Source organism: Neisseria sp. P0021.S006, from assembly GCF_051956895.1.
Genome location: NZ_JBQCWZ010000023.1, coordinates 1 through 12,962, shown reverse-complemented (window position 1 = coordinate 12,962; position 12,962 = coordinate 1). Strand labels below are relative to the sequence as shown.

Here is a 12,962-nt window from a genome sequence, read left to right as displayed (position 1 = left end):
AAGGAAACATCATGAAAATCAAAATCCGCTACATCATCCTCGCCCTGATGCTCGCCGCATCTTATTTTATGCTTGGTTCGACCCACGGAAACATTGCGGAACAGCCGCAAACGCTGCCCGCAACTGACCCAGTCTGCGTTTACGAATCGCCGACATTCGACCATATGGGCGGAGACGCTGAAATCCCGCATGAGGTGGGGCAATGAGTATCTTCGCAGTCATCGGCATTGTTTTTATCGCCGCGCTCGGCGTTTGGCTCTATGTGGACTACAAAATCGAGCAGAAAAAGCTGGACGCGGAAATCGAAGAAAGAATCCAAGATTATTTTAATTATTGAGACATAGGGCGGGCTGAAGCCCGCCACTTACTAGGCAGGACAAATCATGGGCATATCAATTCAAACAGCAAATGCAAAGGCGGCGCAGCAAGACTACGCCGCCGAAGCCTTTTTGCTGCTTCCGCCCGTGTTGCGCGAAGGCTTTGAAAGCCTGAAACCTGCCGAGGCGTCAAAAGCGCGTTCGTTCTTTAACGATTTAATCGTCCGTCAGTTGGACAGCGGCATTCAGCCAGCCGCCGCGCGTGTTCGCGCCGAAGACGGTCTGAAAACCCTGCTCGACAATCTGACCGTTTTGCCGCCCGCCGTCCGTTCGGCAGGTTTAGATGCTTCGGACGACGACATCCGCGGTCTTGCCGATAGCGCAGCCAAGGACATCTATTTTAAAAAACGTATCGGCTGGAGCCTCACCGGTCTGATCCACTATGCCGCCGCCGAATACGGCATCGATACCCAAAAAGTATTCAAGGACAAAATCCCCGAAGCCATCGAAGCCCGCCTGCAAGCCCCTAAATTCTGGCGTCGCCAGCTTCGCCGCATTTTCGCGCGCGCTGCCGAACGCTACCGCCGCGAGGCTGGCTTTGTATCCCGTAAAACGGGGCTTTATGCCTCTGATGAAGCGGTTTTCCGCCGCTTGTCTCAAAAGCGTCGCAATCTTGCCATGTTGCAAACCATGATTGCCATCAATGAGCTGGGGCAAGAATTCACGCTCGAGGCCTTGTCTGAAGTCTCTGTATCTAATCCCGCCCTGCGTCGCGCCGAATTGATGGTGCGTATTCGCGGCTTCGAGGAAATCGCCCGTCTGAAAAACCACGTCGGCGAATTTTTTACGATTACCTGCCCTTCCCGCATGCACCGTATGCACCACTTTGGCAAGCCAAACGAGAAATTCAGCGGCGAAACGCCGACGCAGGCGCAGGAATACTTAAATAAAGTATGGGCGCGTGTCTGTGCGGAATTAGGCCGTCTGAAAATCAAAATCTACGGTTTCCGCGTTGCCGAGCCGCATCATGACGGTACGCCGCACTGGCACGGCCTTGTCTTCATGGAAGAGCAACACCGCCTTACCTTCCGCCGCGTCGTGGCAAAACACGCTTGCCGAGAAAACCGCGAAGAGCTGGGTTTGAAATACTTGGCGACTGCGAAAGAAGCGGACGCGGAAGCCCGCCGAATCCAAGCAAAAATCCGTGCAAAACAAGGCAGCGCGCCTACGCTCGCCGCCATTCGCGCCGGTCTGAAAACCGAGGCGAAATTCTGGGAATCCAAATATTTTAAATTTTGGAAGCAAAGCCCCGCCTCTACCCGCGTTGACTTTGAAGCCATCAACTGGGCGCGCGGCTCGGCTGCCGGTTATATCGCCAAATATATCGCCAAAAACATCGACGGCAAAAGTCAAAGCGGCGAAGGCTTGGGCGTTGACTATGAGTCTGACGCGCTGTTGAGCATGGCAGAAACCGCCGTCCGCGTGGACGCATGGGCAAGTCATCACGGTATCCGCCAGTTCCAGCAAATCGGCGGCTGCCCCGTTACCATTTGGCGCGAGCTGCGCCGAATCAACCCAGACGCTTCAGACGACCTTTTAATGCTTGCCCAACAGGCTGCCGACATGGGCGACTGGATGCGTTTTACCGTCCTTTTGGGTGGCGAGTCCGTATCGCGCAAAAACGTCCGTCTCGGACTGTACCGCGAAGAGGCGAAAGAGCTGAACTGCTACGGTGAAATCCATGCCGACCGCATCATGGGCGTTTACGAAAAAGCCACCGGGCGCGTCGAAATTTCGCGCATCCATTCGTGGGTTTTGAAAAAAAACGGCGGCACTGCCGCCGCTTGGACTTGTGTCAATAACTCTACGAAAATGAAATTCGACCCCGAATCTGCGCAAAATTTAATCAATCGCCCAGCAGCTGCAACCCTGGCCGACCTAGAAAAAACCGAGCCTGTAGAATGGCTTATTTGGAAACACGGATTTTCGGTGCAAACCGCCGTTGATTTAGTTCAGACAGGTTTAAGTCCTGAATTGGCGAAAGAATATAAAAAAGACATGCTCGATTTAGACAATATCGAAGAGCTGAGATACATGAGCCGTGAAACCCGCGAAAAAATCGAAAAAGCGGCGAAAGATAATGCCTTCCATAGCGAATCAGCCAGCAAAAAACAAAGAAACTACCGCGAATACATCCGCAGTATTGAAAAACTACGCCGTCCGCTCGTCAGCGGACTGACTCCGCAAGAACCTATTTTTGACTTCGCCGCCATCAAGGCCGCAAACGAAGCCAATATCCGCGCCAAAACCGTCCGCTACACCAAGCCGCAGTACGACACCGTTGAAAGCGCCATCGAATCTGCCCGCGCCGCCATTAAAGCGTCGCAGGCGATGAATGACAAATTGATTAACCGAAACTGAATGACAAATTGATTAACCGAAACTGACCAACAGGAAAGGAACAAAAATGGGTGAATACATCACGTTGGATGAAGTGAAAAAACTATGGACAATACCGGGCAAAAAGCCGCCGTCCACGACAACCATTTGGGCGCGCCGCCGGGCGGGGCTGATACCGCAGCCGAAGCTGCTAGGGCGGGACAACCTCTATAAGAAGGATGATGTTATCAGAATGAGGGATGAGTACTTCGCCAAATAAAAAAGGCCGTCTGAAAAGTTTCAGACGGCCTTATCCTATTTCTCCACCTTGGCCGTTGCCAAAGTGTACGGCTTAAATTTAAAAACCTCCGCGCCGAATGCGTCGTTTGCTTCGAGAAACGCCGCCTGTATCGGCTCGATTTCATTCGCGGCGAATACTTCCGCCGCCGTCCGGGCATCACCCAAGCCGCCCGCCGCCGTCGGGACGACCCCCATCAATGAAGGAGGCACGCGGTGTATTGTCAGCATATCTTGAGAGGTTACTCCTTTAATATTTAAAAATTCATCCTTGGCGGCGACCTCTGAAATCGGAATCAATTTGATACCTTCAGGTTTACCGTCAGGCGAGCGCAAAAAGACATTGCGGAAATTGCCTTCGCGTTGCGCTTTTTTAAATTGGTCCTTGAGATTATTCCAGTCATCGTTATTCATATTGTTGTCGGTTGCGTACACGATAAAGCCTGCATGGCTGCCGTTGTCGTAGTAGCGCCGTCTGAATGTCGTGGCCGAGTGGTTAAGCTCTGCCGAACTTAAACCCGCTAAATAATCGGGGATGCCGTAAATCTCCTGCACCAAATCCGGTTGCATCAAATGAATAATATCTGATTTCGGGATAAAGTCCGAAGTCTCGAAAACATGGTCGCGCAGGTAGAAATAGCCGTCTTTGTCGTATTTTTTCGAAGAGCGGCGCATATAGACGGACAGTCGGTTTTTAAATCCCAAGACCTTGCCGAATCGGTTGCGCTCCGCCGCCAGATAGCCGTTGCCGGTGACTAGGAAATTAAATGCCAGCTTTTTAAATTCGGCGCGGCTCAAAAGCTTGGTTGGTTCGAATGTGGAAGTTAGGACGTTCAGTTTGCAATGTAGCGCAGACGAATGATGTACACCTACTCGGAGTAAACCAATCAAGTCCTCCTGATTGACGGGCAGTTCATAATAATGGCCGTTGTCGGTACACTCCCACGCCGCACCGAGCCAAGACAAACGCTCGTCGTAGCCCCAACTGAAAATCTCTAAATCTGTACGTGGTTCATTGCCTGTCGAATTTAAATCAGACATAAAAATCCTTTAACTATCAATCTCAAATCGTCCGCTGACAACATTGTCCAACGGCTCTTGATAAAACAACATCATCGCTGCCCAAGCCAAGTCGCCATGACTGGCAGCTTGGCTGCGCGTCGATTCGTAAGTGATGTTCCGTCCGCTGGCGGTAATTGCGCGTCGGACGGACATAAACGCCATCTGCAAATCAATTTTGCCCGCGTCCCACTCGATACGTTTGTTTTTGAGCAGGTTCTGCGTTTTTAAAACCATCATCCCTTTAATGTCGGGCGTGTAGGTCATGCCGATGGCGGGCGGGTAGAATTTTTTAACAAGGTCGTACACCGCCGCGCCGATACCGTTTGCGTCGATGACGATTTTGGTAACGTTGAATTTCTCCGTCATGCCGCGAATGATTTGGGCCTGTGATTCGAAATCCGCCCCGTTAATCATGTGTGTTTCTAAAATTCGGAATGGTTCGCCGTTGCGTTGCGGCGGGACGGCGACCACCAAGCCGGACGCGTCGCCGGTATAGCTCGGGTCGTAGCCTATCCATACGGGGATATTCCCCGCCGGACGCATCATGTCAGGTTTGTACCAAGTCCAATCCCACGATTCGACACCGCAGGCTTGCAGGTCGGCAAAGTGAAACACGCCCTCGCCGTCCGGGACGAATTGACACTCAAAGAGCTGTGCGAACTTGTCGGGCGAGTTGCGCTGGCGCAGATAATCAATATCGAAGAGGTTGCAGCCCGACTCCTGCGCATCATGAATCGTAACGATTTGCCGCCATTGCGCGTCGGCATCCTGACGACCGTTTTTTAAAGCGGCATGACTCAAATCGAGCTTGATATGCTCGCTTCGAGGGCGGCCTTCGTTAAACATCGCGCCCGACCAAAAACAATAAGCGGGGTGGCCTTCGGATGACGGCGTGGAGAAATAGGTCGTCTTCAGGTGCTTTTGACTCGCCATCGGCTCGGCCAGTGTTTGCAACCGCTCGAAATCGGGAATCCAGAAGTATTCGTCGACGTACAAGTTACCGTTGCGACCTTGTGCCGTCCGTGAATTGGTGCCTAAAAAATGCAGTTCCGCGCCATTGTGCAAAGAAATCACATCCCCGCCTTTAAGCTCGACATCGACCATCTTGCAGAGGTTGAGGATGTATTGCTTGAACTGATAGGCCTGTGCGCGGGACGCAGACAGGAAAATGGAGTTGATGCCCGTTTTTAGGCTGGTTAGGAAGGCTTCGCGGGCAAAATAGAAAGTCGCGCCGATTTGGCGGCTTTTTAAGATATTTCGAAAACGGTGCGTCCGATAAATCTCGCCCCAATACCGCTGATAATCGAAACACTGCTCTTCAAAAATCTCAACCATGCGCTGCTGCTGCTCGGGTGCGATATAGTTTTTCGGCGGTTTTTCGACGGAGCGGGTGCGGCTGCGTTCGGTGCGCTCGGTACGTTCACGCGGTGGGCGATCTATGGTCGGCACGCTGTCAAAAGGCGGCTTGTCTGCGCCGTCAAATCGGTTGTTTTTCGGCGTTTCCGATTTTTCAGACGGCCTTTTGCCTTCGCCGCCCATTAATGCGGAAAGTTGGCGCATTTCTTTGTAAACGCCGTCTGATTTGTTCGGCAGGTTGACGAGTTGGATCAGGCGCGCTTCAATAGATGAGGCAACACGCTGCATCGGTGTTCCGCCATCCCAGTTTTCCCGTTGCTTCCAAGAATGTACCGTGGCGGGCTTCAGTCCCAAATGCCGCCCGATGGCGGTAATTTTCCATCCCTGCCAGTAAAGAGACCGCGCAACAAGGCGCGGGTCGATATTTTGGGCAATTTCAATATTCTGACGTTTTTCCATGTCTTCAAAAAATAGCGGCAATACCCGATTTTCGGGCAAAAATGCCAATCCTACCCGTGCCGCATGACTTGAAAAACCCACCTAAAACCCCTGTCGCTTGCCGTCTTTTCCGTAAATGCCAAAATAAAACGGACAAACACCCGAGCGCATACGCATGAATAAATCCGCCAAAAATTCCACCGAAAAATTCAGCGACCGATGGTTCTGCATCGGCAAATCCGGTGCAACTGCCGACGGTCGAACGATCGAATCAGCCGACCTCATCGCCGCCGCAGAAGCTTACGACCCACAAATCTACGGCGCACGCATCAACCTTGAGCATTACCGCCCATATTCTCCCAAAAACGACTATTCAGGCCTGGGGGACGTCCTCGAGCTGAAAGCAGAGACTTCAGACGGTATTACCCGCCTTTACGCTCGCATCGACCCTACTGAAAAAATGTTGGGCTACATCAAAGAGCGCGAAAAAGTCTATACATCCATGGAAATCATGAAGCCATTCGCCGACACCGGCAAAGCTTATCTGGTCGGCCTTGCGATGACGGACAGCCCTGCATCTCTTGGTACGACTATGCTCAAGTTCCGTCAGCTCAATCCGGAAGACACCAACTACACCGCCGCCTACACCGAAATGGAAAGCCTGCCAATGACCCAACCTGCCAACCAACCCCAACACGAGAAAAAAGGCTTTTTTGCCGCCCTCCACGACAAAATGTTCAATAAGAAATCAGATCCCGCCCCTGTCGAAACAGAAAAAAACGACTACACCCAAGCCTTTGCCGACCTGAACAAAGAATTGGAGCAGTCTGCCCAAATTACCCAAAAACTCGCCGATGACTACACTGCCCTGCGCAAAGAATTCGATGCCTTTAAGGCCGCTATTGAATCCGCTCCGATCAATCAGGCAGAGCCGCATACCGGCGCGAATACAACCCCTGCTTCCGAATTTTAAGAAAAGGTAAGCCATGCACCCGTATATCCAGCAATATATCAACGCCGTCGCCAAAGCCAACGGTACAACTGCCGAAGGCGTATCCCGCCATTTCAGTGTAACGCCCGCCGTTTCTCAAAAAATGCGCGAAGCCGTCCGCCTGGAGTCAACATTCCTGCAAAAAATCAACATCATCAGCAAAACCGAAATTGCCGGCTCAATCATTGGTTTATCAACAGGTCTGAATGCCTCGCGAACTGATACTAAAAACGGCGACGGTACTGTACGCCGTCAGCCCAAGCCATATCACAACCTGACTGACCGCCAATATTTGTGTAAAAAAGTAAATTTTGACACTCAAGTCAGCTACGACGATATGGACTCTTGGAGCAGTCAACCTGAATACGTCAAGTTGATCAATAACCAGCTCATCAAATCCAAAGCTTTGAGCCTGATTGCCATCGGTTTCAACGGTACGTCTGCCGCCGCTACATCCGACTTTGCGGCAAATCCTCTCTTGCAGGACGTACAAACCGGCTGGTTGCAGCATATGCGTACCAATGCAGCATCCAACGTCATGGGCAGCGCAACCAATGCCGTCGAAATCGGCGAAGGTAAATCCTATACCTCTCTCGACCATTTGGTTACGGACGTTGCCGAAAGCTTGATTGACGAAGAGTTCCACGACATGCCGGGCATGACCGTTATCTGCAATCAATCTTTGCTGTCTGAAAAATACTTTGCCGTTATCAAAGAAGCAGGCAACAAGGCAAGTGAGCTGCGTCCTGCCGACATCATCATGTCTGAAAAACGCTTGGGCGGTCTGCCGGTCGTAACTGCACCGTATTTCCCCAAAAATACGATTTTGGTTACTCCGCTGAAAAACCTGTCCATCTACTTCCACAAAGGCGGCCATCGCCGCAAGCTGGCGGACGAACCTGAATTCGACCGCATCGCCGACTACCAGTCAGAAAATATCTGCTATGTCGTCGAAGAGTACGGCGCAGCAGCTTTGGTCGAAAACATCAAAATCGTGAAGTAGAAAAAAAGGCCGTCTGAAATTTCAGACGGCCTGATGAAAGGGATCCAATGACTCCAGCCCAGGCACACAAACAACAGGTTTTAGCAGAGAAGGCAGCAAAAAACGGCGAAAACATCCATGTCGCCGAACCCTACCGCCGACTGTTGGCAAGCCTTAACACCGATCGCGCCTTCCTACACCAAATTAAATCCGTATCCGACAAAATCCAAGCCAAAAAAGGAATGGTAGAAAAATATCTTCCATGGCTGGAAGACGTCTATCTCTCCGGTTCGGCCGCTGAAACCGATCCAGTCTTCACTACCGCCCTGCTTTGGTTGATTGACATTGGCGAGCTTGACCAAGCCGTGCCATACATCCTATTTGCCATCGAGCATGACATGAAAGTCAAAGATGACTACCGTCGTGATCTGCCCGACCTCTTAATTGAAGAGCTGGCTGAACAGTATGGATACGGTGCTGACTTGAGTAAAGCCAACCATACTGATCTGCTCACACTCATCAGCACCGTCAACCCAGACACGGGTATGCATACCTTAAATCTGACAGACATCATCCGCGCCAAGTTCTACAAAGCCTCTGGAGAACGTGCGGAAGAAGCCGAAGACCTCGAAAGTGCGGCGAGTTACTACGAAAACGCACTGAAGTATTCTGAAAAAATCGGTGTCAAATCCCGCCTTGCAGCCATCAAAAAACAGCTTAAAGGCTGACCTAGCTCCCCTCGCCGGGCGCAAGCCTGCGGCAAGTCCTCCAGAAATATCATGGACGGCCTTAGCATGCAAAGCCTCTGCGCCTCCTTTCCAAAGCCCGCCTAAATATCGGGCAGGCTTCTTCCGTAAGGAAATGAATCATGACTATTGTTTTCGCCGACACCCCAGATCAAGGGCGGCAAGCATTAGACCAATCTGAAGTTCGCAGTATTCCTTTTTTCCCAATCATCGACCTTGCCAACTTTCGCGAAGTAATGAGGATTGAAGCGAACATTTCAAGCAGCCGTGTTTACCATGCCGTCCTCGAAGCCGTCGCACACGTCAACGGCCAGCTTAAGAAATACCGCATTGCCGCCGTACAGGTTGGCAGAGGCACTCTTGCCGAAACAGGCGATTCAGACGACGTCATTAATGGCGAATCGGTTAAAGCCATCCATTACCGCCGCGCCGTCTATTGCTATGCCAAATCACTTCTGCTGGAAAAATACGCAGATACAGAACCATCGGGAAAAGCGGGCGAGCGTGCCGAAATGAAACAACATCAAGCCGAAGACTTCCGCCGTGAAGCACACTATGCCACCGCGGCAGTCATGGGCGAGCGCCGCTGCGATTCGGAATTAATTTGATGGAATACACGACCCGTGAAGGCGATACCGTCGCCAATATCGCTTGGAACCATTACGGGACGTCCGCAGGCTACACCGAACAAATCCTGACCGCCCCTGAAAATTACGGCTTATCGAAATATCCTGCCCTCCTGCCTGCCGGTTTGACTATCCGACTGCCTCAAGCCAACCACGAAGAAGCACAACAAAAATCCACCCTGAATCTATGGGACTGAAAACGTCATGACCCAAGACAAAACTACCACTGCTGTCAACGCCGCCGTAATTATCATCGGCAGCTACCACGTCCACGCCTCCGTAGCCTTCGGTGCACTCATAGGCGCATCGCTGTTCGTATTAAGCCAAAAGGCAGAGCGACCGATTAATAAGGCATGGCTTTTTGCTGTGTCTTTCATCGGCGGCATTTTCGGTTACGACGGCGCAGAAGGCCTAATCAACTGGCTGCTGCCGGGTGAAACACTGACCATCAATAGCTTTACCGCCGCTGCCATTTTTTCTGCCGGACTGGTTTTAGGTTTACAGCGTGTCATGCGCCTGATTGAAAAAGGCCGTCTGAAAACCCTGGAAGAGGAAAAAGAATCATGAATACAGTCCAATCTGCTGCCGTCATTGCCCTGTCCCTGACCGCGGCCATTCGTATCATCCTTTTTGACACCCGCGGGAAAACACATAAGCCGTTAAGTGCGGCAATCGCCTATTTATCTATCGTATGGTTTTGCAGTCTCGCCCTGGCCGCTGCCTTTTCCATTAAATCACTGACTATATGGTTGCTTATCTTCGGACTGGCCCTGCACACGGGCGCAGTGCTATGGAGTGGCGGCAATATCAGCAAAATCCACCCAAAGAAAACACGACCAAGCACAGAAAATCAAGGTTTTTTGAACCGCGTATCAAAAAAAATACCGCAAGAAAATATTTAAACACACGAATAAAAAAGGAAGAAAGCATGACTGAATTGCCCTGGATGGCAGAAGCCCGCCGACACGTCGGATTGAAAGAAATCGTCGGCGCGAAACATAACCCGATTATCCAATCTTGGCTCAAAGAAATGGGAAACTTTCCCAATGCGGCAAAAGCATGGTATGCGGACGATGAGACACCATGGTGCGGCCTATTTGTTGGTTACTGCCTCGGTAAAAGCGGCCGCGGCGTTATCAAAGATTGGTATCGCGCCAAGGCATGGGCGGAGGCTGGTCTGACTAAGCTGGCTAAACCCGCCTATGGCTGTATCGCCGTGAAATCCCGCAAAGGTGGCGGCCATGTGTTTTTCGTCGGTGGCAAAAACGCTAAAGGGCAAATTATGGGATGGGGCGGTAATCAGGGCAATGCCGTATCAATCGTGCCGTTTAACGGTGCAGACATTGATGGCTACTATTGGCCGTCTAAATTGGTTGATGGTAAGCCGGTTAAATCGTACCCATCCGCAGAACGTTACAACCTGCCTATTGTTACCGGCACTGCGGCAGCAGGCGTAAGCGAAGCCTGAAACGGAGGAATCATATGAAAACAGCTATTGTTGTTGCCGTATCTTATATCCTGACCGTCGCCGTCCTCGGATATAGCTTGATGCACATGCGCAAAAGCAATAAGGCACTGACACAAACAGTCGCCGCGCAGGAAGACGCCATCAAATCAAAAGACGCAACAGTCAAGATTTATAAAGCCCGCGCCCAAAGCTTGCAGGCGCAGGTAGACCAAATGATGAAGGTGCAGGCTGAAAAAAACAGCCAAGTCGAAGCAGCACTGACTAAGCATCATGAATGGTCGTCTGAAAAACTGCCCGAAGATGTAGCCCAAACCATCAATAAAAAATAACAGCGGGGCGCATGATCGCGCCCTTTTAAACATCAAACTATGAAAGATAAAAATGAAACGTCTCTCCGTTCTCGTTGCCGCCGTTGCCCTTGCTGCCTGCGCCCATAATCCGCCGGTATCCGTACAGGCTGCCGAGTCATGCCCGCCGGTGCCGAAATGTGAAGCCTACCCGCCTGAAGAGATTGCAACCAATGCGGACATGGTTCGCGCATTGATTGCCTATCGCTCGGCTTTTGAGCAGTGCCGCCTCTATCGGGACGCTTTGTCAGCCTGCCTAAAAGGGGACGGACACCATGACTGACATCATCGACCAAGCCTGCGACTTAGAGCAAAAAATGCGCGAATACTGGTTATTACGCCACAAAGAACAAGAATCCGCCGCGCCATCCGCCCAAGAGTGCGAAGAGTGCGGCGAAATCATCCCCGAAGCCCGCCGAGAAGCCGTGCCGGGGTGCCGTTTATGTATAGACTGCCAGCGCGAAGAAGAGCAACGGTGGAAATTCAAAAGATAAGAGGCCGTCTAAAATGGAAAAGCCAAAAAGCCTGCGTCTTGCTATCCAGGAAACACTGCCGGAGTTTAAAGCGGCACCTGACCGTCTCCGTATGACGGTTTTGTCTGGACAGATTATTCCGAAACGCAATACATTGAGTTACGAAGCGAAGTACACGCTTAATATTTTTGTTCAGGAGTTCCATCGCGATCCTGCGTATCTCTTTTTGATCGTGAACAAGTGGCTGCAAGAAAATCAGCCGGATATTTTGTGTCCGGGCGCAGACGCATCATCAAGAGCCTTTGTTTTCGAGGCAGAGCCGATAGAGTCAGATGTCTGGGATGTAATGATCGAATTAAAATTGACAGAAACAGTCATTGCAGGTTTGGATGAAAACGGCTTAGTCTCCTACAAAACAAAATCCGAGCCGCCGCGCCCCGTTTTTTAAACAGATAAAGGACGCATAATGCGTCCTTTGCTTCAAGTGCAAGAGGAAATATGGAAGAACTGGAAGCACTCGTTGCCCAAATCGAACATTTAGCGCTAAAGATTCAACCGTCTGCCCGTGCCAAACTTATGCACAATATCGCGACGGAGCTACGCCGCCGCAACCAAAACCGCATTAAAGCCAATATCGAGCCTGACGGAAATCCTATGGTCAAACGCAAACGCCAAGGTGACCGTTTTGCTTTCCGAAACCTACGGGATGGAGAGGAACTACACCGCCGCCCGTTTCGTTTTTTTGGAGAACTATACGGAGATAGAGATATGGACCCTATTGCATATAGTCGTACAGAAAACGGAAATGAATTGGTACGGTTCGAGGGCGACCGCGAGCTGTACGGATTTCGGCGCGAATATTTGTACCTGAAAACGCCGACAATATCCCGTATGGTAATGTTTCGCCGTATCGGAGCCGCCCGTTGGTTGCGTCAAAAAGCAGACGAGAATCATGCAAAAATCGGATGGTTTGGCGGTAAAGTCGCACAAATTGCAACAGAACACGAAGACGGTAGCACGGCAAAAAACCTGCCATCCCGCCTGCTATTGGGCTTACCGAAAGAAGACTTGGAGTACATTACAGACCAAATACTAAACGCCATAAAAATGGAGTAAAAAAGGCCGTCTGATTTATTCGGACGGCTTTATTATTATATTTTACAAGTAGCGCATAAATCAGCATAAAAATGTTAAATCTTGCATAAAAACGCATAAAAAACCAATGTTCGAAAATCGCCGAAAACCCTATGAAATATAAGGATTGCAGTAGGAGTCGCCGCTGCATAAAAAAACGCACCCCCACAGGCTCCGAGCGAGGGAGCGGGAGCGCGCGCTACCTGCTGTCAGTGTAGAACAGAGAGACCTTCCTAAATTCAGTAAGGCTGGTTTAATCCATATCGTGGGAAATAAGATTTTATGTGTTACCTTATGTGTTACTTATACTTTTCAAAAAAATAATCATCAATAAATCATATAGGTA

Annotated in this window: 19 protein-coding genes; 17 read left to right on the top strand and 2 right to left on the bottom strand. The window is 50.7% G+C overall.

Translation table 11 applies throughout. From position 1 onward, the window contains the following. Nucleotides 1-11: 11 nt before the first annotated feature. From ACTHUM_RS06620 to ACTHUM_RS06605, 4 genes are read left to right on the top strand one after another with little or no spacing between them, the layout of a single operon-like run. Nucleotides 12-206 carry a hypothetical protein gene (locus tag ACTHUM_RS06620; RefSeq protein WP_063075552.1) on the top strand — a complete coding sequence of 65 codons (195 nt, stop codon included), beginning with the start codon at nucleotides 12-14 and terminating at the stop codon, nucleotides 204-206. Beyond that, nucleotides 203-337 carry a hypothetical protein gene (locus ACTHUM_RS06615; RefSeq protein WP_283122235.1) on the top strand — a complete coding sequence of 45 codons (135 nt, stop codon included), beginning with the start codon at nucleotides 203-205 and terminating at the stop codon, nucleotides 335-337. Before ACTHUM_RS06620 ends, ACTHUM_RS06615 begins: the two co-directional genes overlap by 4 nt. A 46-nt stretch (nucleotides 338-383) precedes the next feature. Continuing rightward, nucleotides 384-2,738, top strand: a complete 2,355-nt coding sequence (locus ACTHUM_RS06610) for a replication endonuclease (RefSeq protein ID WP_440392574.1) — start codon at nucleotides 384-386, stop codon at nucleotides 2,736-2,738. A gap of 46 nt (nucleotides 2,739-2,784) precedes the next feature. Continuing rightward, nucleotides 2,785-2,976 carry a hypothetical protein gene (locus ACTHUM_RS06605; RefSeq protein ID WP_063075550.1) on the top strand — a complete coding sequence of 64 codons (192 nt, stop codon included), beginning with the start codon at nucleotides 2,785-2,787 and terminating at the stop codon, nucleotides 2,974-2,976. Nucleotides 2,977-3,011: 35 nt separating this feature from the next. On the opposite strand, the gene ACTHUM_RS06600 is transcribed toward ACTHUM_RS06605, so the two are convergent. Both ACTHUM_RS06600 and ACTHUM_RS06595 read right to left on the bottom strand, forming a co-directional pair. Beyond that, nucleotides 3,012-4,034 carry a phage portal protein gene (locus ACTHUM_RS06600; protein ID WP_063075549.1) on the bottom strand — a complete coding sequence of 341 codons (1,023 nt, stop codon included), beginning with the start codon at nucleotides 4,032-4,034 and terminating at the stop codon, nucleotides 3,012-3,014. Between the two features lie 9 nt (nucleotides 4,035-4,043). Beyond that, a complete protein-coding gene (locus tag ACTHUM_RS06595) occupies nucleotides 4,044-5,951 on the bottom strand; it encodes a terminase large subunit domain-containing protein (protein WP_440392575.1) in 1,908 nt (635 codons plus the stop codon). A gap of 73 nt (nucleotides 5,952-6,024) precedes the next feature. On the opposite strand from ACTHUM_RS06595, the gene ACTHUM_RS06590 reads away from it, so the two are divergent. The 13 genes from ACTHUM_RS06590 to ACTHUM_RS06530 all read left to right on the top strand — a co-directional run bounded on the left by ACTHUM_RS06590 (nucleotide 6,025) and on the right by ACTHUM_RS06530 (nucleotide 12,598). After that, nucleotides 6,025-6,822, top strand: a complete 798-nt coding sequence (locus ACTHUM_RS06590) for a GPO family capsid scaffolding protein (RefSeq protein WP_063075548.1) — start codon at nucleotides 6,025-6,027, stop codon at nucleotides 6,820-6,822. A 13-nt stretch (nucleotides 6,823-6,835) separates the two neighbouring features. After that, nucleotides 6,836-7,843: a phage major capsid protein, P2 family gene (locus tag ACTHUM_RS06585; protein WP_063075547.1), complete on the top strand. Its 1,008-nt coding sequence runs from the start codon at nucleotides 6,836-6,838 to the stop codon at nucleotides 7,841-7,843. Nucleotides 7,844-7,890: 47 nt separating this feature from the next. Then, entirely contained in the window at nucleotides 7,891-8,550 is a 660-nt protein-coding gene (gene gpM, locus ACTHUM_RS06580; protein WP_063075546.1) for a phage terminase small subunit, read from the top strand. Between the two features lie 140 nt (nucleotides 8,551-8,690). Then, on the top strand, nucleotides 8,691-9,176 hold the full coding sequence (locus tag ACTHUM_RS06575) for a head completion/stabilization protein (protein WP_063075545.1): 486 nt from the start codon (nucleotides 8,691-8,693) through the stop codon (nucleotides 9,174-9,176). Further along, nucleotides 9,176-9,391: a tail protein X gene (locus tag ACTHUM_RS06570; RefSeq protein WP_063075544.1), complete on the top strand. Its 216-nt coding sequence runs from the start codon at nucleotides 9,176-9,178 to the stop codon at nucleotides 9,389-9,391. Before ACTHUM_RS06575 ends, ACTHUM_RS06570 begins: the two co-directional genes overlap by 1 nt. 7 nt (nucleotides 9,392-9,398) lie before the next feature. Further along, on the top strand, nucleotides 9,399-9,761 hold the full coding sequence (locus ACTHUM_RS06565) for a putative holin (protein WP_063075543.1): 363 nt from the start codon (nucleotides 9,399-9,401) through the stop codon (nucleotides 9,759-9,761). After that, nucleotides 9,758-10,096 (top strand): phage holin family protein, encoded by a 339-nt coding sequence (locus tag ACTHUM_RS06560; RefSeq protein WP_107792047.1) that lies wholly within the window; start codon nucleotides 9,758-9,760, stop codon nucleotides 10,094-10,096. Before ACTHUM_RS06565 ends, ACTHUM_RS06560 begins: the two co-directional genes overlap by 4 nt. Nucleotides 10,097-10,122: 26 nt before the next feature. Then, nucleotides 10,123-10,662 (top strand): TIGR02594 family protein, encoded by a 540-nt coding sequence (locus ACTHUM_RS06555; RefSeq protein WP_063075542.1) that lies wholly within the window; start codon nucleotides 10,123-10,125, stop codon nucleotides 10,660-10,662. A gap of 14 nt (nucleotides 10,663-10,676) precedes the next feature. After that, nucleotides 10,677-10,991, top strand: a complete 315-nt coding sequence (locus ACTHUM_RS06550; RefSeq protein ID WP_063075541.1) for a hypothetical protein — start codon at nucleotides 10,677-10,679, stop codon at nucleotides 10,989-10,991. Between the two features lie 52 nt (nucleotides 10,992-11,043). Further along, a complete protein-coding gene (gene lysC / locus ACTHUM_RS06545; RefSeq protein WP_063075540.1) occupies nucleotides 11,044-11,292 on the top strand; it encodes an Rz1-like lysis system protein LysC in 249 nt (82 codons plus the stop codon). After that, nucleotides 11,285-11,503: a TraR/DksA C4-type zinc finger protein gene (locus ACTHUM_RS06540; protein ID WP_063075539.1), complete on the top strand. Its 219-nt coding sequence runs from the start codon at nucleotides 11,285-11,287 to the stop codon at nucleotides 11,501-11,503. The genes lysC and ACTHUM_RS06540 overlap by 8 nt, the downstream gene beginning before the upstream one ends. Nucleotides 11,504-11,516: 13 nt before the next feature. Next, nucleotides 11,517-11,930 (top strand): phage tail protein, encoded by a 414-nt coding sequence (locus ACTHUM_RS06535; RefSeq protein WP_070646903.1) that lies wholly within the window; start codon nucleotides 11,517-11,519, stop codon nucleotides 11,928-11,930. A gap of 50 nt (nucleotides 11,931-11,980) precedes the next feature. Next, nucleotides 11,981-12,598 carry a phage virion morphogenesis protein gene (locus tag ACTHUM_RS06530; RefSeq protein ID WP_440392576.1) on the top strand — a complete coding sequence of 206 codons (618 nt, stop codon included), beginning with the start codon at nucleotides 11,981-11,983 and terminating at the stop codon, nucleotides 12,596-12,598. The last annotated feature ends 364 nt before the right edge of the window (nucleotides 12,599-12,962 follow it).

Excerpts from the sequence above, each read along its gene's own strand:
- ACTHUM_RS06620 (WP_063075552.1), top strand. The coding sequence starts at position 12 with ATGAAAATCAAAATCCGCTACATCATCCTCGCCCTGATGCTCGCCGCA.
- ACTHUM_RS06615 (WP_283122235.1), top strand. The coding sequence starts at position 203 with ATGAGTATCTTCGCAGTCATCGGCATTGTTTTTATCGCCGCGCTCGGC.
- ACTHUM_RS06610 (WP_440392574.1), top strand. The coding sequence starts at position 384 with ATGGGCATATCAATTCAAACAGCAAATGCAAAGGCGGCGCAGCAAGAC.
- ACTHUM_RS06605 (WP_063075550.1), top strand. The coding sequence starts at position 2,785 with ATGGGTGAATACATCACGTTGGATGAAGTGAAAAAACTATGGACAATA.
- ACTHUM_RS06600 (WP_063075549.1), bottom strand. The coding sequence starts at position 4,034 with ATGTCTGATTTAAATTCGACAGGCAATGAACCACGTACAGATTTAGAG.
- ACTHUM_RS06590 (WP_063075548.1), top strand. The coding sequence starts at position 6,025 with ATGAATAAATCCGCCAAAAATTCCACCGAAAAATTCAGCGACCGATGG.
- ACTHUM_RS06585 (WP_063075547.1), top strand. The coding sequence starts at position 6,836 with ATGCACCCGTATATCCAGCAATATATCAACGCCGTCGCCAAAGCCAAC.
- gpM (WP_063075546.1), top strand. The coding sequence starts at position 7,891 with ATGACTCCAGCCCAGGCACACAAACAACAGGTTTTAGCAGAGAAGGCA.
- ACTHUM_RS06575 (WP_063075545.1), top strand. The coding sequence starts at position 8,691 with ATGACTATTGTTTTCGCCGACACCCCAGATCAAGGGCGGCAAGCATTA.
- ACTHUM_RS06570 (WP_063075544.1), top strand. The coding sequence starts at position 9,176 with ATGGAATACACGACCCGTGAAGGCGATACCGTCGCCAATATCGCTTGG.
- ACTHUM_RS06565 (WP_063075543.1), top strand. The coding sequence starts at position 9,399 with ATGACCCAAGACAAAACTACCACTGCTGTCAACGCCGCCGTAATTATC.
- ACTHUM_RS06560 (WP_107792047.1), top strand. The coding sequence starts at position 9,758 with ATGAATACAGTCCAATCTGCTGCCGTCATTGCCCTGTCCCTGACCGCG.
- ACTHUM_RS06555 (WP_063075542.1), top strand. The coding sequence starts at position 10,123 with ATGACTGAATTGCCCTGGATGGCAGAAGCCCGCCGACACGTCGGATTG.
- ACTHUM_RS06550 (WP_063075541.1), top strand. The coding sequence starts at position 10,677 with ATGAAAACAGCTATTGTTGTTGCCGTATCTTATATCCTGACCGTCGCC.
- lysC (WP_063075540.1), top strand. The coding sequence starts at position 11,044 with ATGAAACGTCTCTCCGTTCTCGTTGCCGCCGTTGCCCTTGCTGCCTGC.
- ACTHUM_RS06540 (WP_063075539.1), top strand. The coding sequence starts at position 11,285 with ATGACTGACATCATCGACCAAGCCTGCGACTTAGAGCAAAAAATGCGC.
- ACTHUM_RS06535 (WP_070646903.1), top strand. The coding sequence starts at position 11,517 with ATGGAAAAGCCAAAAAGCCTGCGTCTTGCTATCCAGGAAACACTGCCG.
- ACTHUM_RS06530 (WP_440392576.1), top strand. The coding sequence starts at position 11,981 with ATGGAAGAACTGGAAGCACTCGTTGCCCAAATCGAACATTTAGCGCTA.